This window comes from Bacteroides sp. L10-4, from assembly GCF_013373675.1.
Classification (GTDB): Bacteria; Bacteroidota; Bacteroidia; order Bacteroidales; family Bacteroidaceae; genus Bacteroides; species Bacteroides muris.
On the sequence record NZ_JABXJH010000032.1, the window covers coordinates 30,458 to 49,929 of the forward strand.

The window sequence follows — 19,472 nt, forward strand, 5'->3', positions numbered from 1 at the left end:
AAATAGTAAATTGTAAAATAGTAAATAAGAATATGTTTCGATTTGAAGAACCTGCATATTTGTACTTGCTGCTGCTACTGCCTTTATTGGCAGCCTTCTACTTGTACTCCAATTATCGGAGGAGGAAAGCCATTCGTAAGTTTGGTGACCCTATACTGATGGCACAGTTAATGCCGGATGTTTCCAAATACCGCCCGGATGTGAAGTTTTGGTTGTTTTTTGCGGCTATCGGATTGTTCACGGTACTGCTGGCACGTCCACAGTTCGGTTCCAAACTGGAGACGGTAAAACGTCAGGGAGTGGAAGTGATGATTGCGCTGGATATATCCAATTCCATGCTGGCACAAGACGTACAGCCAAGCCGATTGCAGAAGGCAAAACGGCTGGTGGCACAGTTGGTGGATAAGATGCAAAATGACAAGGTCGGTATGATTGTTTTTGCAGGTGACGCATTTACCCAGTTACCTATTACGAGTGATTATATTTCTGCCAAGATGTTTTTGGAGTCCATCGACCCTTCGCTGATTTCCAAGCAAGGTACGGCAATTGGAGCTGCAATAAATCTGGCTGCCCGGAGTTTCACCCCTCAGGAAGGAGTGGGACGTACTGTTATTGTCATCACCGACGGTGAAAACCATGAAGGTGGTGCTGTAGAAGCCGCTAAGGCCGCTGCTGAGAAAGGTATCCAGGTCAATGTATTAGGGGTAGGTATGCCTGAGGGGGCCCCCATTCCAATAGAGGGCACTAATGATTATCGTCGTGACCGTGAAGGTAACGTAATCGTTACCCGCTTGAATGAGCAGATGTGCCAGGAAATTGCTCAGGCAGGAAATGGTATTTATGTGCGCGTAGACAATACAAATGGTGCACAGAAAGCGATTAGTCAGGAAATCAGCAAGATGGCAAAGGCAGATGTGGAAACACAGGTGTACACGGAATTCAATGAACAGTTTCAGGCAGTGGCATGGATTATCCTGCTGTTGTTACTGGCTGAGATGTTGATATTGGAGCGCAAGAATCCTCTGTTCCGCAACATTCATTTATTTTCTAATAAGAAATGATGCGTATGTTACAGAAAAAGTATATTGGAATGGTATTGCTGCTGTTAGTGGCAGTTTCAGCTTCTGCACAGAAGGCGGAACGCGATTATATCCGTAAAGGAAATCGTTTTTTTAAGGATAGCATATATGTGGACGCGGAAGTGAACTACCGGAAGGCTCTGGAGGTAAATCCGAAGTCAACGGTCTCCATGTTTAACTTGGGAAATACATTGACTCAGCAGAACAAGCTGCAGGAAGCGATGGAGCAATATGTGGGAGCAACCAAGATAGAAAAGGACAAATCGAACTTGTCACAGATTTATCATAATATGGGAGTCATCTTTCATTCTCAGAAGGATTATGCAAAGGCGGTAGAAGCTTATAAGGAGTCGTTACGCAATAATCCGAAAGATGATGAAACGCGCTATAACCTTGCTTTAGCACAGAAACAGTTGCAAGACCAGCAGCAGAACCAGAATCAAGATCAGGATAAACAGGACCGACAGAAGGAGCAGGATAAACAGCAGGATCGGCAGAAAGACCAGCAACAGAATCAAGACCAGCAACAACAACCTTCTCAGCCGGAAAAGAAAGATAATGAGATGTCTAAGGAAAATGCCGAGCAGCTGTTGAACTCTGTCATGCAAGACGAGAAGGATGTGCAAGATAAAGTGAAAAAGCAGCAGGTACTTCAAGGAGGTCGCTTGGAAAAGGATTGGTAACAAACATAATAGGAAGTAATATATGAGAAAAATAGTTTTCTTATGGATAGCACTGATTGCAGTCAGTATGAATGCCTTTGCCGATGGCAAGGTATCGTTTACTGCGTCTGCTCCTGACGCTGTGGCGGTAGGAGACCAGTTCAGACTGTCGTATACGGTGACTACACAAAAGGTGAGGGCTTTTCGTGCTCCTTCTATTAAGGGATTTGATGTGTTGATGGGACCCAGCCGCTCGCAGCAAAGTAGCGTGCAGATGATTAATGGACAGACGACTTCAACCAGCAGCATTACATTCACTTACATTTTAATGGCCACTGCAGAAGGTGATTTTACCATTCCGGGAGCCACTATTACTGCTGATGGTAATCAAATGGTTTCTAATTCTGTACAAGTAAGGGTTCTTCCGGCAGATCAGTCTGCCAATGGAGCATCTTCTGGAAATGGCGGCAAACAGAGTGGGGACGTTGCCAGCCGCGCTTCTTCCGGAACATCTGTATCGAATAGTGATTTGTTCATTACAGCCACTGCCAGTAAGATGACGGTGTATGAACAAGAGGCTTTTCTACTGACATACAAGATATACACTTTGGTGGACTTACGTATGTTTGATAATGTGAAATTGCCTGACTTCAAAGGATTCCATTCTCAGGAAGTAGAATTGCCTAATGATAGAAGATGGAGATTGGAGCATTATAAAGGTAGAAATTATCAGTCTACTATCTATCGTCAGTTTGTGTTGTTCCCGCAACAAGCCGGTAAGCTGACAATTGATGCTGCACGCTTTGACGCTTCCATTGCAAAAGCTACACAAGTTGCCGATCCGTTTGAGGCATTTTTCAATGGAGGAAGCAATTACGTAGAAGTCAAGAAGACAATTTTGACTCCGCAACTGACAATTGACGTAAAACCTTTGCCGGCAGGTAAGCCAGCCGATTTTTCGGGAGGAGTGGGAGAGTTCAATATAACTTCTTCTATCAATAGTACAAATGTCAAGACCAATGATGCTGTTACTGTCAAACTTGTCATTTCTGGTACCGGCAATCTGAAATTGCTTTCTAATCCGGAAGTTAAATTCCCCGAGGATTTTGAAGTATATGATCCGAAGGTGGACAGTAAATTCCGTCTGACAAATTCGGGTCTCTCCGGTAGCAAGGTCATCGAGTATCTGGCAATTCCGCGTAATGCCGGAACTTATAAGATTCCTGCCGTAAGATTTAGTTATTTTGATATTAATTCCCGTTCGTATAAAACGTTGACTACAGAAGAATACGAATTACATGTGGAAAAGGGAGCAGGTAATGCTGCTCAGACCATTGCAAACTTTACAAGCAAGGAAGATTTGAAAGTATTGAACGAGGATATTCGTTTTATCAAGCAGAATAATGTTACTCTGTCTCCCAAAGGCGATTTCTTCTTCGGTTCGTTGATGTATTGGTTGCTTTATTTGATACCGGGTATTGCATTCATTGCATTTTTTATCATCTATCGTAAGCAAATAGCAGCCAATGCAAATGTAGCAAAGATGCGTACCAAGAAAGCCAATAAAGTGGCGGTGAAACGTATGAAGCAAGCTGGTAAATTACTGGCTGAGAATAAGAAAGATGCGTTTTATGATGAGGTCTTGAAGGCTCTTTGGGGATATATCAGTGATAAATTGAACATTCCGGTATCCCGTTTGTCTAAGGATAATATCGAAGAGGAACTTCGTAATTATGGTGTGAATGATGCGTTGATAAAGGAATTCCTCGATGCATTGAACAACTGTGAGTTTGCCCGCTTTGCTCCGGGTGATGATAACCAGGCTATGGATAAGGTATATTCAGCTTCTTTGGAAGTTATCAGCAAAATGGAAAACTCGATAAAACATTAATCAGGAGGAAATGGTAATGAATAAAATATTGTTTTTTACTCTTAGTCTAGCGATGGCAATTACTGCCTATGGGCAGAATTCCGCATCTGTAGATACATTACAGACTGCCGATGATTCTATATCTGCCAGTTCACATGCGGAATTCTCTGCTGCAAGACAAGAAAGCAATGTGACAAAAGCTGAAGGTGACAGCGCCTATATACGGAATGATTATGCTTCTGCCATTCAAATATATGAGAATCTATTAAAGAAGGGAGAGGCTGCAGAAGTCTATTATAATCTTGGCAACAGTTATTATAAGGCAGATGATATGGCAAAAGCTATATTGAATTATGAGCGTGCCTTGTTGTTGGAGCCTGGTAACGCTGATATTCGTGCAAATTTGGAGATAGCACGTTCTAAGACAATCGATAAGGTAATTCCAGTTCCTGAGGTTTTCTTTGTATCTTGGACTAAATCGTTGATTAATTGTCTTAGCGTAGATGCATGGGCTAAGTTGGGGATTGTATTCTTTATACTGTTACTCGTTTCATTCTATCTCTTTTTCTTTTCAAAACAGGTCATGGGAAAGAAAGTGGGATTCATTGCAGGAATAGTATTCTTGGTTTTTGTTATATTGAGTAATGTGTTTGCTGCTCAGCAAAAAGACGAACTGATGAATCGTAATGAAGCTATAGTGTTGGCTCCTAGTGTCACAGTACGCAGCACGCCCAGCGAAAGTGGTACAAGTCTATTCATTCTTCATGAAGGACGTAAAGTTGAAATAAAAGACAACTCTATGCGTGAATGGAAAGAAATTCGTTTGGAAGACGGTAAAGTAGGGTGGGTTCCAGCTTCCACCGTAGAGGGTATTTAATTCTCCTTATATCTAAAACACGGCTCGTATAAAGCGGTATTATTGGTTTATACGAGCTGTTTCTGTATGTTTTTAGGGGATTCTTCCCTGTGCTTATAATTCTGTACACTTGAAAAATGATTATTTTGGGGAGAGGCAATATTCTTTTTGAAAAAAGATAAAGAAATAGTTTGTTTTATCTTTTTTTTCCTTAAATTTATAGCGTGATAATAAAAGTATAGAGTATTAACCATTAAATTTATGAATATGAGAACAATAACATTTAATGAATTACGTAAGATTAAAGACTCATTGCCCAGTGGTAGTATGCATAGAATAGCCGATGAACTTGGACTGAATGTTGACACTGTAAGAAATTTCTTCGGTGGACACAATTTTAAGGAGGGGAAAAGTGTTGGGATTCACTTGGAACCTGGACCAGATGGTGGATTGGTTATGATTGATGATACTACTGTTTTGGAGCGAGCTTTAAAAATTTTAGATGAAATGGCAGGTAAGACTGAAGAGGCTGTTCGAGCTTAAGAAGAGATAGAATCCCAATTGCTGATAACAATTGGGATTTCTTGCTTGTTTTAATCTCAAAATCATGGAAGATAAATTGGTTAGTTACTTACTTTGGCAATCTAACGTACAATTGAAGGATGTTCTTGAAAAAGAAAATGATGTTCGACGAAGTTTCTAAACTACTGGATTAGTGGTCGGACATGGCTTATTTGGCGAAATGTATTGATAGGTACATATAGTTTTTAACCAATATCTTGATTATGTTTAATATTACATTATGAAAACCCCGGTGGTGCATTGGATTTAATTACGTTATTCAAGAGTCACATGACAGTGCTTGGAAATCTGCCAACAAACGAGCCAAGACAGTGCTTGGAAATCTGCCAACAAACGAGCCAAGAATGACCCCGCAGATGATTACATTTCTATAGTGAATATGGCAAAAGCTGGAGGGGCAACTCATGATGTCATCAATTATATACATCAATCACAACAAATGGAGGCTTTTTGTGCAGGATGAAAATAGCATTAAAAGAGCAAATAAAAAATTTGCAGGAAGATGGGAAGCTGCCTAAGTTTTCAAACAAAAAGAGAGATTTTCAGATTGTTACGGATGAGAATATAAAAAAGGGTCTATCATTTATGTACCGATGATAAACGATGACGGTTTTGTAGTGAAAGGAAACCAAAAGATGACTGTATACGGTTTCTTATTAGTAAATACAAAGCCGAATACATTTTTTAAGGAGTTGGGAGATATTCAATTTCCACTATTAAAAAGTCAGCAGTAAGAATCGCTGAATAGTTACAAGCCAATTTATACTTTCCACTTGTTCGGAAGAAACATTTCATACGTCTCCCCCACTTCTGGTTTCTTGCTGAACACTACCTTTAAATACTCGAACAGATTGACATTGTTTAGTTTACAGCTTTCCACGATGGTGTAGATAATGGCTCCCCTCTTGGCATTCTTGTGATTCCCGAAGAACAGATAGTTGTTCAGTCCAAGTTTTGTCGGACGCAGCAACCTTTTGAATTTTCTGAATATCGGAACGGTAAAACGAATCCGGTACTCCCTGATTTTCTCCGGGATAAACTTCTTCTTCCTGAAGAACCTTTCCAACCTGTAAATCTTCCCGATAAAATCCAAAGCTTCCCCGGAATGTTCCGGATTGTTGCTCTCCGATTCGACGAACTTCCTATAGATGACCTTCACAATCCGCGCCGGTATCATATACAGGCGGAAGGTCTTCTCAGAACGGACAAATTTTGCACCCTTCAATTCTTCCGCATCAGGCGTAAGCACTTCAATCCTTTCCTCCATTTCCTTGTAAGCCCTCCGTTCCGGTCTTCTGTATGAACTTTTAATCTTTTTTCGTATGTTCTTCACAGGTGCGTCATCGACCGGCTTAGTTCTGATGTAACTTGGTACACTCTCAATATTTTCCGTTTCAGGTGATTCCGTATGTGTTTTCTCGCTTTTGTACCCGAAAATCTTTTTGTTCAGTAGCCCGATGGTATCAAGCTGCTCCCTTTACGAGCGATTTGTATGACGCCAGTTCGGATTCTAAAGAATCGACTTTTTCAACCAGACTTGAAACAAGTTGTTTCAAGTCTGGTTGAGCGTCCTTACTGCGTACCTGCTCCATCAGATTATGGTATATGCTACTTATATTCATGTATTAAATATAATAATTAATTATTTAATACACAAATAATTATAATGATTTTACACATAAAATCATTCACCTTTTTCAAGTCCGTTTAAACAGTTTTTTCGGTTGCTTATAAGGTTCCAAAAGTCATTCCAGTTCATCTTATAAGACTCCGATTCCGTGTGATATGAAGGATTAACCCGCTTCCTGTTGTATAACTTGACAGTATATAGCACAAAAGTCCCGTCATTCCATCTGAGAATCTTTAAGAGTTTCCTGTCCCGTGAGAGAAACACAAATACTTCCATCGAGAAAGGGTCACGCAACAGGCTACCACGTATAACACCACAAAGCCCTTCAATTCCCTTTCTCATATTCACCGATTCCTGGCAGAAATAATATTTCATATCCTTAATCAATCCCAATACAGTTCCCTTCATATATGATAGACATTAGGATTAACGCCTTGATTGTTGTCTGTGGTATGTCAATAGTCATACCGCTCGGAAAAGTGAGCTTGGCTTCTTTGATGATGGTTCCAGGTTTTGGCAGTTCGAGGCTGGCTCTGAATGCAGGACTGTCTTCCGGCAGTCTGAGAGGCACATCGTTCTCTTCAAACTCCAACGGGAACAACCTTTGTGCTTGAGGTGTGATTTTCGATCCAGAAAATGGGGCTAGCAATCTGGACTGGCTTCTATGATATGTCACGGTTGAGTTTTCGACGAACTTCTCACCGTGTAACTTTTCCCATTGGTTAATCCATTCCACCATATCCCAATACGTGACTTGTTGTTTCTTACAGAAATCCTCCAATGTCATTCCACTTTTGAGGTATCTTGCATAAAGAACCTGCATTTCGCTTTGTGATATTGCCATTATCTTCCATTTTTTTTAATCAGAACAAAAATAGGGGGAAAAGCATGGTTGGTAAATATGCGATTATCGGACACTTACGGATAAATTCGATTCGACAGAGGAAAGTTAGCGGTTCAACCACGTGGCCTGGACCGTCAACTCCTTGATACGTTCCTGCAGTTTTTCATTCTAATCTGCTTGTTTTTTATTGATGGCAGACAATGAAGCAATGGAGGTATTCAGCCCTTCAATCGTCTTGAGCAATATATCTTTTTCATCCATTGTCTGTCTCTTTTTATTGATGTAAAGATACTAAATATTAGTTGGTTACACAACAATACCGGATGCTTACGAATCAAAAGAGATCATCAGACTTCTTCCGAAACGTCATGTCCAGCAAGATAATAGGATTATGTAAAAAACACAGAAAAAGGACAATAACAATGGCATATAAAGTGATTATACTCTATCGACTTTATATGCCATCTTACGTTTTAGGGACATTTACTGAATGTCCCTAAACAAGCTTTTATTATTACTGAAAGAAATATTACATCAGCTTTTCAATTTCTTCGAATTCAGGGCCCATCTGCAAATTATAATACACTCTATAGAGACCATTTAACCATAAATCTTTTTGATCAGGTTTCAGTTCTCTTGCCTTTTCATAATAAGGTTTTGCTTTTTCATAGAAAGTCCTCAGAGTAGCTTGGTCTTCTTTATACTTAGAATCATTAATATCTGTAGTTGCTTTCTCGGAGAAATCTTGTGCTTGTAAGCAGTAAATCAAACCCAAATTAGAGTATGCTTCTGCATAATTAGAATCTACTTCTATAGTTTTCTTATAGAATTCAATAGCTTTATCATACTCTTTCATATTGTGATAAAGGTAACCTTTTACATACAAATAGAATGTATTGTTAGAATCTTTAGCCAACATATCATCAGCAAACTGCATAGCTTCGTCATATTTGTTATTATTGCTATAATAATCAATCAAATGACCAAAGAAGAATGAATGTTCAGGATATTTTTGGATACCTTCTTTTAAAGAAGCAATCCATTTAACAGTATCACCTTCGGCTTTTAATGCAGTAGAGATAAATTCCATAGCGTATTTCCCAACTTCTTTATCATCTTGTGCATAAGGAGCATACTTCAAAATACTAGGATAATCTTCCATCTTAGCAGCTGCTAAACTTGCATAATATGCTATTTGGGGTAATACTGTATCTGTTTGTAATAAATTTTCCTTTTCAAACATCGGATTGATAGCAATATCAATATATGTTGCAAAGAAATCTAACGCTTTTTTATTGTCTTCATTAGCTGCATCGCCCTCCTTTTGTGAGGCCAAATTAAAGAACTGTATACCACCATTAATCAGATTACCGCGTTCTGCTAAAATTGTAGCAGAATTAGGCTTTCTATATTTATTCTTGATTTTGCCCTTTTCATTGGGAATTTGTGCCAATTCGTCACATTTGAAGTAAAATTTACACATGTTCAATGCACTATTATATACCTGAAGAGTGTCATAAGGTTTTCTCAGATAGGCATTTTCCATTTCTTTCTCACTTCTTTTTCTTTGGATAAGACCTGCTACATCCCATGTCTCAGCATTGTCTTTTGTTTCGGGATTGGTTAAAGCCTGATTTATCAGTTCCTCTGCTTTGGCAAAGTCAGGATTTACTCCGTTAGCAATACTTTTAGCCTCTTTCACGTTCTTTTCTTGGGCGAAAGTAAAGCTTGCGGCAAATAGTAAAACCATTGAAAATAATACTCTTTTCATGATTGTAGAAAATTTAAATTAATATTATGTCTATTCTTCATTTTCGTTGTTTACCTCGTTCTGAGGGCTTTCAGGGATATTTTCTTTCCCCTCCTCTATAAGTTCTTCTTCATTTTCTGAAGTGACTTTACATACAGAACCTATTTCGTCATTACGTTTCTCAAGGTTGATTAGACGCACACCTTGTGTAGCACGTCCCATGATACGAACATCGGCAACTTTTAGACGAATGGTAATGCCGGATTTATTAATAATCATCAAGTCATTTTCATCTGTAACAGACTTGATTGTCACTAATTTACCCGTTTTATCGGTAATATTCATTGTTTTCACACCTTTACCACCACGATTGGTCTTGCGATAATCTTCAATATCCGAGCGTTTGCCATATCCTTGTTCTGATACAACCATGATTGTTTCTGCTTCAGGATTTTTGATGCATATCATACCTACTACTTCGTCTTGACCGTCTTCATCTAATGTCATGCCACGTACACCGGTGGCAGTACGTCCCATAACGCGTACAGCACTTTCATGGAAACGAATAGCACGTCCGTTACGGTTGGCAATGATGATTTCATTGTCACCGTTTGTCATACGCACTTCGATTACACGATCGTCTTCACGGATAGTAATGGCATTTACCCCATTTTGGCGAGGACGTGAATACTGTTCAAGCAATGTTTTCTTAATGATACCATTCTTAGTACAGAACAATACATAATGGCTGTTGATAAACTCCTGGTCGTTCAGATTCTTCACACGCAAATAGGCGTTCACAGCATCGTCAGAGTCGATATTCAACAAATTTTGGATGGCACGACCTTTTGAATTCTTAGTACCTTCAGGGATTTCGTATACCTTCAGCCAGTAACACTTACCTTTCTGTGTAAAGAACATCATGGTATTATGCATGGTTGCAGGATAAATATGCTCTACAAAGTCTGCATCACGAGTTTCGGTACCTTTAGAGCCTACCCCACCACGGTTTTGTGTACGGAATTCGCTCAGCGGTGTGCGTTTGATGTATCCCATATGTGAGATGGTGATAATCATTTCATCATCTGCATAGAAGTCTTCCGGATTGAATTCTTCTGATGAATAGACAATTTCCGAGCGACGTTCGTCACCATATTTCTCTTTTATTTCAATCAGTTCATCTTTAATAACTTGGCGGCAGAGTTCGTCATTGACAAGAATTTCTTCCAAATAAGCAATCTGCTTTTGAATTTCCTCATATTCGGCGTGCAACTGGTCTTGCATCAGTCCAGTGAGTTGGCGCAAACGCATTTCCACAATGGCACGTGACTGAATTTCACTGAGTTGGAATCGATTCATCAAACCCAAGATAGCATCATTCGGTGTTTTAGCAGCGCGGATAATCTTGATTACTTCATCGATATTATCAGATGCAATGATTAATCCTTCCAGAATGTGTGCACGTTCTTTGGCCTTACGCAAATCGTACTGAGTACGGCGGATGACTACATCATGTCTGTGCTCAACGAAGTATTTTATCAAATCCTTCAGATTCAGCAGACGTGGACGGCCATGTACCAATGCAACATTGTTCACACCAAAAGATGTCTGCAGCATTGTCATCTTATAGAGCTTGTTGAGTACAACGCTGGCATTTGCATCACGTTTTACATCAATAACGATACGCATACCTTCACGGTCGGATTCGTCATTAGCATTGGCAATACCTTCAATTTTCCTTTCATTGGCCAAATCGGCTATATTTTTAATCAATTCAGCTTTGTTGACGCCATAAGGAATTTCTGTCACAACTATTTTATCGTGTGTCGAACCAGTCTCAATTTCGGCTCTAGCACGCATTATGACACGTCCGCGTCCCGTGAGATAGGCTTCTCGAACACCGCTCATGCCGTATATATAGCCTCCGGTCGGGAAGTCAGGAGCTTTGACATACGTCATCAGCTCTTCTATGTCGATGTCATTGTTTTCAATGTATGCAATACAAGCATCAATAACTTCAGACAGGTTATGAGTCGGCATATTGGTAGCCATACCTACTGCAATACCAGACGCACCATTAACTAAAAGATTCGGAATACGGGCCGGCATGACGGTAGGCTCTTGCAGAGAGTCATCAAAATTGTTCTGCATGTCAACGGTCTCTTTTTCAAGGTCTGTCATCATGTCTTCGCCAATTTTTCGCAAACGGCACTCTGTATAACGCATGGCAGCAGCACTGTCGCCGTCTACTGAACCGTAGTTGCCTTGTCCGTCTACCAACATATAACGCATTGCCCAAGGCTGAGCCATACGTACAAGAGCTCCGTAAACGGATGAATCGCCATGAGGGTGATATTTACCTAATACTTCACCTACAACTCTGGCTGATTTTTTATAAGGTTTGTCGGAGGTATTTCCTAATCCCATCATTCCGAAAAGAATTCTTCGGTGAACGGGTTTAAAACCATCTCTAACATCTGGAAGGGCACGTGAAACAATGACCGACATAGAGTAGTCAATGTACGATGACTTCATTTCCTCCTCGATGTTAATCTTTATAATTCTGTCTTGTTCAAGCATTTAAAAAGATTATTAATTATACATTTGGGGGTTCGTGAAAAACCACGCTAAAGTACTACTTTTTTACGATATACAAAAGTTTTCTTCCATAAACTTTGTTGCCTGCGGCATAAATATGGAAGTTCTACCTCCCTCTTTTTCCCCCGAATTACCATTAATATATAAGGTATAAAATGGAAAAACAGATTTGAGATTTATGGCACGAGATTTGTATACTATTAAATCAGTTAAATATGATACGCTGAATTAATAAATGCGTATCTTTGTCGTGGATAACCTTTTTAATTGAGGAGAATTATAAAATATGAACAATTATTTTTCACAAAGAGTTTCAGACATAATTACTTATAGTAAGGAAGAAGCCAATCGATTGAGAAATCGCTATATTGGCCCGGAACACCTTCTGCTTGGTATGCTACGTGATGGCGGAGGAAAAGCTATTGAAATATTGTTGAAACTTGATATAGATTTAAAACGGGTAAAAAGTCGTCTGGAGGGTTTCCTAAAAGATGCTAAGGACGATACTCTCTTGCCGGACGCTGAAGTACCTTTGTCCCCGATGTCGGCCAAGATATTGAAGATGTGTATGCTTGAAGCACGTCTGCTGAAAAGCGTAACAGCTGATACGGAACATGTATTGCTGGCTATCTTGAAAGATGGTGATAATCTTGCTGCAACTGTTTTGGAAGAAAATCGGGTAGATTACCAGACTGTATTTGAACAACTTTCCATGAAATCGACTAATCCGAATGCTGGAATGGGATTCACTGAGGACGATGAAGAGGATGAAGAAGACATGAATATGCCCCGTTCTTCCCGTACCGGTGAATCTGGTTCAGCCTCAGCTGCACAGACTGCATCCAGAAAGCCGTCCAATGATACTCCTGTGTTGGATAATTTCGGCGTAGACATGACGCGGGCTGCCGAAGAAGGCAAGCTAGATCCGGTTGTTGGGCGTGAGCGCGAGATTGAGCGCTTGGCGCAAATTTTGAGCCGTCGCAAGAAGAATAATCCGGTGCTTATTGGCGAACCAGGCGTAGGAAAATCCGCTATCGTAGAGGGTTTGGCATTACGTATTGTGCAAAAGAAGGTTTCGCGTATCTTGTTCGAAAAGCGTGTGATGATGCTTGATATGGCCTCTGTGGTGGCGGGAACAAAATACCGTGGTCAGTTTGAGGAGCGCATTCGCTCTATTATCAATGAATTGCAGAAAAATCCGAATGTCATTCTTTTTATCGATGAAATCCATACGATTGTAGGTGCCGGTGCTGCTGCCGGTTCCATGGATGCTGCCAATATGCTGAAACCGGCTTTGGCGCGTGGTGAAATCCAGTGTATTGGAGCTACCACTCTTGATGAATACAGAAAGAATATCGAGAAAGACGGTGCTTTAGAACGTCGTTTCCAAAAGGTTATTGTAGAGCCTACCACGGCTGAAGAGACGCTTCAAATATTGAAGAATATCAAGGAGAAGTATGAAGACCATCATAATGTGAGCTACACAGATGAAGCTTTGGAAACATGTGTCAAGTTGTCAGCACGCTATATTACCGATCGTAACTTCCCGGATAAAGCTATTGATGCTTTGGACGAGGCTGGTTCGCGTGTGCATTTGACGAATATTAACGTTCCGAAAGAAATTGAGGAGCAGGAAAAGCTGATTGAAGAGGCACGAAGCCTGAAGGCTGAAGCTGTAAAGTCACAGAATTTTGAGCTGGCTGCCAGCTACCGTGACCGTGAGAAGGAACTTTCTGTCCGCTTGGAAGAGATGAAGGTTGAGTGGGAGGCCCGTTTGAAGGATAATCGCCAAACGGTAGGTGAAGAAGAAATAGCTAATGTTATTTCGATGATGTCCGGTGTACCCGTACAGCGTATGGCGCAGGCAGAAGGACTTAAACTGGCTGGAATGAAGGAAGAACTGCAGGCGAAGGTGATAGCTCAAGATGCTGCGATAGAGAAACTTACCAAAGCGATCTTGCGTAGCCGTGTAGGGTTGAAAGCTCCGAATCATCCTATCGGAACCTTTATGTTCCTTGGCCCTACTGGTGTGGGTAAAACACATTTGGCGAAGCAATTGGCAAAATACATGTTTGGCTCTGACGATGCCTTGATACGTATTGATATGAGCGAGTATATGGAAAAATACACCGTATCTCGTATGATTGGTGCCGCTCCGGGATATGTGGGCTATGAGGAAGGTGGCCAGTTGACCGAAAAGGTACGTCGCAAGCCGTATTCCATTGTCTTGTTGGATGAAATTGAAAAAGCTCATCCGGACGTGTTTAACATCTTGCTCCAAGTGCTGGATGAAGGCCGTTTGACTGACAATTATGGCAGAACCATCGATTTCAAGAATACGGTTATTATTATGACCTCCAATATCGGTACACGGCAGTTGAAGGAGTTTGGCCGTGGTGTGGGTTTTGCGGCGCAAAACCGCACGGATGACAATGAATATTCGCGCAGTGTGATACAAAAAGCTTTGAACAAGACCTTTGCTCCTGAATTTTTGAATCGTTTGGATGAAATCATTACTTTCGACCAGCTCTCTTTGGATGCTATCACGAAGATTGTGGACATTGAGTTGAAAGGCTTGTACGAACGAGTTGAAGCAATTGGTTACAAGCTGGTAGTGGAGAATGATGCAAAGAAATTCCTCGCTTCAAAAGGATACGATGTGCAGTTTGGTGCGCGGCCATTGAAGCGTGCCATTCAGAACTACTTGGAGGATGTACTTTCCGAGTTGATAGTGGCTGCGGAGTTACAACCGGGTGATATGGTAAACGTATCAGTAGACAAAGAAAAAAATGAGCTGAGCATCAAGAAAGCATAAGCAGTTCTTTATAAAAACCGTCAAAATGTCAGTCCTTATGGACTGGCATTTTTTTTGTGCTATATCTGCCGAAATAATTAAAAATATAAATCTAAAAAATATAAATGTAGTATGCAAAAAGGTAATATTGGGGTAACTACTGAGAATATCTTCCCCGTCATTAAAAAGTTCTTGTATAGTGATCATGAAATTTTTCTCCGTGAGTTGGTTTCTAACGCAGTTGATGCTACGCAGAAACTGAAAACACTCTCCTCTATTGGTGAGTTCAAGGGTGAAGTTGGCGATTTAACTGTGCATGTTTCGCTGGGAAAAGATACCATTACGGTGTCTGACCATGGTATCGGGCTTACTGCTGAAGAAATAGACAAGTATATTAACCAGATAGCTTTTTCTGGTGCCAATGACTTCCTTGAGAAATACAAAAACGACGCCAATGCCATCATCGGTCATTTTGGCTTGGGTTTTTATTCGGCTTTTATGGTTGCCAAGAAAGTCGAAATCATCACTAAATCCTATCGGGAAGGTGCTCAGGCTGTAAAGTGGACCTGCGATGGCAGTCCGGAGTTTACGCTTGAAGACACAGATAAGGCAGAACGTGGTACTGATATCGTTCTCTACATAGATGATGACTGCAAAGAGTTCCTCGAAGAAGCGCGTATTTCCTCTTTGTTGAAGAAGTATTGCAGCTTCCTCCCTATTCCGGTTGCATTTGGCAAGAAAAAAGAATGGAAAGATGGCAAGCAGGTTGAAACTGCCGAAGATAATATTGTCAATGACTCCAATCCTTTGTGGACACTGAAACCCAGCGAATTGAAAGATGAAGATTACAAGAAGTTCTATCGCAATCTTTATCCTATGTCCGACGAGCCTTTATTCTGGATTCATCTGAATGTGGATTATCCGTTCCATCTGACTGGTATTCTGTACTTCCCCAAGGTGAAGAGCAACATTGAGTTGAATAAGAATAAGATTCAGCTCTATTGCAATCAGGTATATGTGACGGACTCGGTGGAAGGTATTGTTCCCGATTTTTTGACCTTGCTGCATGGTGTGCTTGATTCACCGGACATTCCATTGAACGTTTCCCGTTCTTACTTGCAGAGCGATGGCAACGTGAAGAAGATTTCTACATATATCACGAAGAAGGTGTCAGACCGTTTGCAGTCTATCTTCAAGAACGACCGTAAGCAATTTGAGGAAAAGTGGAATGACTTGAAGATTTTCATCAACTACGGAATGCTTACGCAGGAAGATTTCTATGATAGAGCCAAGGACTTTGCCCTTTTCACCGATACAGACAGCAAATATTACACTTTCGAAGAGTATAAAACGTTAATTAAGGATAGCCAGACGGATAAGGATGGAAATCTGATTTATCTGTATGCCAATAATAAAGATGAGCAATACAGCTACATAGAGGCCGCTACGAATAAAGGATACAATGTGCTGTTGATGGATGGACAGCTGGACATTGCATTGGTGAGCATGTTGGAGCAGAAGTTCGAAAAGGTTCGCTTCACTCGCGTAGACAGCGATATTATTGATAATCTGATTGTCAAGGAAGACAAGAAGAACGAAGCGTTGGAAGCTGGCAAGCAGGAAGTTCTTTCTTCCATCTTCAAGAGCCAGTTGCCCAAGATGGATAAGACGGAATTCAACGTTACGGCGCAGGCCTTGGGCGAAAACGCCACTCCTATCATGATAACTCAGAGCGAGTATATGCGTCGTATGAAAGAAATGGCCAATATTCAGGCAGGAATGAGCTTCTATGGCGAAATGCCGGATATGTTTAACTTGGTATTGAATTCAGACCATAAGCTAGTGAAAGAAGTTCTGGTAGATGAAGACAAGGAATGTGCTGCTGCCATTGCTCCGGTTCAGGCAGAAATGAATGAAGTGGATAAACAACGTAATGAATTGAAGAAGAAGCAGGAAGGTAAGAAAGATGAAGATATACCGACTACCGAAAAAGATAAGGTAAATGAGCTGGATAAGAAGTGGGACAAACTGAAAATGCAGAAAGAAGGTATCTTCGCTGATTATGCAGCCAAGAATAAGGTTGTCCGTCAACTGATAGATTTAGCACTGCTGCAGAATGGTATGTTGAGAGGTGAAGCTTTGAACAACTTTGTCAAGAGAAGCATTGATCTGATAAAATAGGCCCCCTTAAATTTGCATTCAATATATGCAAGGGTATTGTGATTCTCCAGAGTCACAATACCCTTTTTTTTATTCATTTTCACCAATTGAGGTGTGATTTCCCTCGTTGAATACGGCATTTTTAGAAACTATTGTTTATATTTGGGGCAATGAACATTTATCTTACTCGGAATAGCACAGTTATGAAAAGAGTTTTATTGTTTTTTTCGTTTCTTCTATGTAGCTTTATTTTACAAGCTCAGAAAGTGGGGCTTGTACTGAGTGGCGGTGGAGCAAAAGGCATGACTCATATAGGTATTATCCGGGCTTTGGAAGAGAATAATATCCCCATTGATTATATAACCGGAACCTCTATGGGAGCTATCATCGGTTCTCTATATGCCATGGGGTATTCTCCAGACGATATGGAGGCGCTGTTACGCTCTCCCGACTTTAAACGTTGGTATTCGGGCAAAGTGGAGCCCAAATACGAGTATTATTTTAAGAAAAATCGTCCTTCACCAGAATTTTTCAATATCCGTTTTGCTTTTAGGGACTCGTTGCATATAAAACCCCAGATACTTCCTACAAGTATGGTCAACCCCATACAGATGAATCTGGTATTTGTGGAATTGTTTGCACGTGCCACGGCTGCATGTGCCGGTAATTTCAACAAACTGTTTGTCCCTTTTCGCTGTATAGCGTCCGATGTGTATAACAAAAAGCCATTGGTATTGGGCAAAGGGGATTTGGGGGATGCGGTACGAGCTTCCATGAGTTTTCCTTTTGTCTTCAAACCGATAGAAATAGACAGTACGCTTGCTTATGATGGCGGTATTTACAATAATTTCCCTACGGATGTGATGCGGGAGGATTTTCATCCGGATGTCATCATTGGCAGTGTGGTGGCGGCCAATCCGGGTAAACCGAAGGAGAATAACCTGATGAGCCAATTGGAGAATATGATTATGCAAAAGACCGATTATTCCATTCCGGACTCATTAGGCATAGTCATGACCTTCAAGTACGACGATGTCAACCTGCTGGATTTTGATCGTCTGCAGGAGTTGCACGATATAGGTTACAACCGTACTCTTAACATGATGGATTCCATCAAAAGCCGTGTCCATCGTAGAGTAAATGCTGATAATGTACGTTTGAGGCGTCTCGTTTTTCGGAGTAATCTGCCTCAATTCCGTTTCCGGGATATTATTATTGAAGGGGCGAATACTCAACAGCAAGCCTACATCAAAAAAGAATTCCATGATGAGGAGCATGAGGTCTTTACTTATGAAGACTTGAAGCGCGGATATTTTCGTTTACTGGCGGATAATATGATTTCGGAAATAGTTCCTCATGCCGTATATAATTCTGAATCAGATTTATATGAGTTGCATTTGAAGGTGAAGATGGAGGATAATTTCTCCGTCCGTTTGGGGGGCAGTGTTTCTACTACCAGCTCAAACCAAATCTATTTGGGAGTAGGATATCAGAACTTGAATTATTATTCCAAGGAAATCACTTTTGACGGTCAGTTGGGTAAGATTTATAATAATGCCCAATTGATGGGTAAGATTGATTTGCCTACCCACATACCTACGTCCTTTCGTTTTATTGCTTCAATCAGTACTTTCGATTACTACAAGAAAGACAAGCTGTTTTCCAAGAATGACAAGCCTTCATTCAATTCAAAGGACGAACGTTTTGTGAAATTGATGGTTGCCTTGCCGTTTCTGGCCAATAAGCGTGCGGAGTTCAGCCTGGGATATGGTCAACTGGAAGATAACTACTTTCAATCCAGCGTAATCGATTTCGATAGAGACCGTTCGGACAGAAGTACCTACAAGCTTCTGGGAGGTTCCATCGGTTTCTATGGGAGCACCCTGAATACGCGGCAATACGCGACAAAAGGCTATCTGGAGAAGCTGATAGCCCAGGTCTTTACTGGAAGGGAAAGATTTAAACCGGGAAATCTGCAAGAAGGGTATAGTCCTTTTCCGCAAGAGCGGCAATCTTGGTTGCAAATCTCTTATATGAAAGAGGCATATCACACAATGGGACCGAAGTTCACTCTGGGATGGATGGCAGAAGCACTGTATTCATCGAAGAATTTCTCCGAGAATTATACGGCAACTATGATGCAGGCAGGAGAATTTGCACCGACTCCGCATAGTAAACTTATGTACAATGAAGCTTTTCGTGCCAACCAGTATGTGGCTGCCGGTATCAAGCCCATATATGTTTTGAACGACATGTTCCAGTTCCGGACAGAATTTTATGGCTTTACACCGATTTTTCCGATAAAAAAGAATGCATTGAATAAAGCATATTATGGAAAAGCATTCTCCCGCTTTGAATATATAGGAGAAGTTTCTATTATTTGCCATTTGCCATTTGGAGCCATCTCTGCTTATGTAAATCATTATAGCTCACCGAGAAAGGAGTGGAATGTGGGGATGACCATCGGCTGGCAATTGTTTAATTATCGCTTTGTCGAATAATTTTTTTCAAAAAAAGTTTGGATATTGTTTGCTAATTCGGAAAAAGTGCGTATCTTTGCACCCGTTAAACAAAGAGGCCGCGTAGCTCAACTGAATAGAGTAGCTGACTACGGATCAGCCGGTTACAGGTTTGAATCCTGTCGCGG

13 protein-coding genes and 1 tRNA gene are annotated in these 19,472 nt (G+C 40.8%); 9 read left to right on the forward strand and 5 right to left on the reverse strand.

Annotation, left to right across the window (positions count from 1 at the left end):
• Positions 1-32 precede the first annotated feature (32 nt).
• From HU824_RS11415 to HU824_RS11435, 5 genes are all read left to right on the forward strand, one after another.
• Positions 33-1,061, forward strand: coding sequence for a VWA domain-containing protein (locus tag HU824_RS11415; RefSeq protein ID WP_136010989.1), 1,029 nt, complete (start codon positions 33-35; stop codon positions 1,059-1,061).
• Positions 1,058-1,762, forward strand: a complete 705-nt coding sequence (locus tag HU824_RS11420; RefSeq protein ID WP_136010988.1) for a tetratricopeptide repeat protein — start codon at positions 1,058-1,060, stop codon at positions 1,760-1,762. Before HU824_RS11415 ends, HU824_RS11420 begins: the two co-directional genes overlap by 4 nt.
• A gap of 22 nt (positions 1,763-1,784) precedes the next feature.
• Entirely contained in the window at positions 1,785-3,632 is a 1,848-nt protein-coding gene (locus HU824_RS11425; protein ID WP_176468908.1) for a BatD family protein, read from the forward strand.
• A 10-nt stretch (positions 3,633-3,642) separates the two neighbouring features.
• Entirely contained in the window at positions 3,643-4,488 is an 846-nt protein-coding gene (locus HU824_RS11430; protein ID WP_136010986.1) for a tetratricopeptide repeat protein, read from the forward strand.
• Between the two features lie 246 nt (positions 4,489-4,734).
• Positions 4,735-5,010, forward strand: coding sequence for a DNA-binding protein (locus HU824_RS11435; RefSeq protein ID WP_085929906.1), 276 nt, complete (start codon positions 4,735-4,737; stop codon positions 5,008-5,010).
• A 799-nt stretch (positions 5,011-5,809) separates the two neighbouring features.
• On the opposite strand, the gene HU824_RS11440 is transcribed toward HU824_RS11435, so the two are convergent.
• The 5 genes from HU824_RS11440 to gyrA all read right to left on the reverse strand — a co-directional run bounded on the left by HU824_RS11440 (position 5,810) and on the right by gyrA (position 11,853).
• Positions 5,810-6,316 carry a hypothetical protein gene (locus HU824_RS11440; RefSeq protein ID WP_176468909.1) on the reverse strand — a complete coding sequence of 169 codons (507 nt, stop codon included), beginning with the start codon at positions 6,314-6,316 and terminating at the stop codon, positions 5,810-5,812.
• A gap of 417 nt (positions 6,317-6,733) precedes the next feature.
• Positions 6,734-7,087, reverse strand: a complete 354-nt coding sequence (gene tnpB / locus HU824_RS20045) for an IS66 family insertion sequence element accessory protein TnpB (RefSeq protein WP_136010984.1) — start codon at positions 7,085-7,087, stop codon at positions 6,734-6,736.
• On the reverse strand, positions 7,059-7,523 hold the full coding sequence (locus tag HU824_RS11450; RefSeq protein WP_176468910.1) for a hypothetical protein: 465 nt from the start codon (positions 7,521-7,523) through the stop codon (positions 7,059-7,061). Before HU824_RS11450 ends, tnpB begins: the two co-directional genes overlap by 29 nt.
• Positions 7,524-8,052: 529 nt before the next feature.
• Positions 8,053-9,294, reverse strand: a complete 1,242-nt coding sequence (locus tag HU824_RS11455) for a M48 family metallopeptidase (protein ID WP_136010982.1) — start codon at positions 9,292-9,294, stop codon at positions 8,053-8,055.
• Positions 9,295-9,324: 30 nt separating this feature from the next.
• Positions 9,325-11,853 (reverse strand): DNA gyrase subunit A, encoded by a 2,529-nt coding sequence (gene gyrA, locus HU824_RS11460; protein WP_176468911.1) that lies wholly within the window; start codon positions 11,851-11,853, stop codon positions 9,325-9,327.
• A gap of 304 nt (positions 11,854-12,157) precedes the next feature.
• Between gyrA and HU824_RS11465 the strand changes: the two genes are divergently transcribed.
• The 4 genes from HU824_RS11465 to HU824_RS11480 all read left to right on the forward strand — a co-directional run bounded on the left by HU824_RS11465 (position 12,158) and on the right by HU824_RS11480 (position 19,472).
• Positions 12,158-14,686, forward strand: coding sequence for an ATP-dependent Clp protease ATP-binding subunit (locus HU824_RS11465; protein WP_176468912.1), 2,529 nt, complete (start codon positions 12,158-12,160; stop codon positions 14,684-14,686).
• Between the two features lie 111 nt (positions 14,687-14,797).
• Positions 14,798-16,846: a molecular chaperone HtpG gene (gene htpG / locus HU824_RS11470; protein ID WP_176468913.1), complete on the forward strand. Its 2,049-nt coding sequence runs from the start codon at positions 14,798-14,800 to the stop codon at positions 16,844-16,846.
• Positions 16,847-17,028: 182 nt separating this feature from the next.
• Positions 17,029-19,326 carry a patatin-like phospholipase family protein gene (locus tag HU824_RS11475; RefSeq protein WP_136010978.1) on the forward strand — a complete coding sequence of 766 codons (2,298 nt, stop codon included), beginning with the start codon at positions 17,029-17,031 and terminating at the stop codon, positions 19,324-19,326.
• Between the two features lie 75 nt (positions 19,327-19,401).
• Positions 19,402-19,472, forward strand: a tRNA-Arg gene (locus HU824_RS11480).

Excerpts from the sequence above, each read along its gene's own strand:
- HU824_RS11450 (WP_176468910.1), bottom strand. The coding sequence starts at position 7,523 with ATGGCAATATCACAAAGCGAAATGCAGGTTCTTTATGCAAGATACCTC.
- gyrA (WP_176468911.1), bottom strand. The coding sequence starts at position 11,853 with ATGCTTGAACAAGACAGAATTATAAAGATTAACATCGAGGAGGAAATG.
- HU824_RS11425 (WP_176468908.1), top strand. The coding sequence starts at position 1,785 with ATGAGAAAAATAGTTTTCTTATGGATAGCACTGATTGCAGTCAGTATG.
- HU824_RS11420 (WP_136010988.1), top strand. The coding sequence starts at position 1,058 with ATGATGCGTATGTTACAGAAAAAGTATATTGGAATGGTATTGCTGCTG.
- HU824_RS11455 (WP_136010982.1), bottom strand. The coding sequence starts at position 9,294 with ATGAAAAGAGTATTATTTTCAATGGTTTTACTATTTGCCGCAAGCTTT.
- htpG (WP_176468913.1), top strand. The coding sequence starts at position 14,798 with ATGCAAAAAGGTAATATTGGGGTAACTACTGAGAATATCTTCCCCGTC.
- HU824_RS11415 (WP_136010989.1), top strand. The coding sequence starts at position 33 with ATGTTTCGATTTGAAGAACCTGCATATTTGTACTTGCTGCTGCTACTG.
- HU824_RS11440 (WP_176468909.1), bottom strand. The coding sequence starts at position 6,316 with ATGGAGGAAAGGATTGAAGTGCTTACGCCTGATGCGGAAGAATTGAAG.
- tnpB (WP_136010984.1), bottom strand. The coding sequence starts at position 7,087 with ATGAAGGGAACTGTATTGGGATTGATTAAGGATATGAAATATTATTTC.
- HU824_RS11475 (WP_136010978.1), top strand. The coding sequence starts at position 17,029 with ATGAAAAGAGTTTTATTGTTTTTTTCGTTTCTTCTATGTAGCTTTATT.
- HU824_RS11430 (WP_136010986.1), top strand. The coding sequence starts at position 3,643 with ATGGTAATGAATAAAATATTGTTTTTTACTCTTAGTCTAGCGATGGCA.
- HU824_RS11465 (WP_176468912.1), top strand. The coding sequence starts at position 12,158 with ATGAACAATTATTTTTCACAAAGAGTTTCAGACATAATTACTTATAGT.
- HU824_RS11435 (WP_085929906.1), top strand. The coding sequence starts at position 4,735 with ATGAGAACAATAACATTTAATGAATTACGTAAGATTAAAGACTCATTG.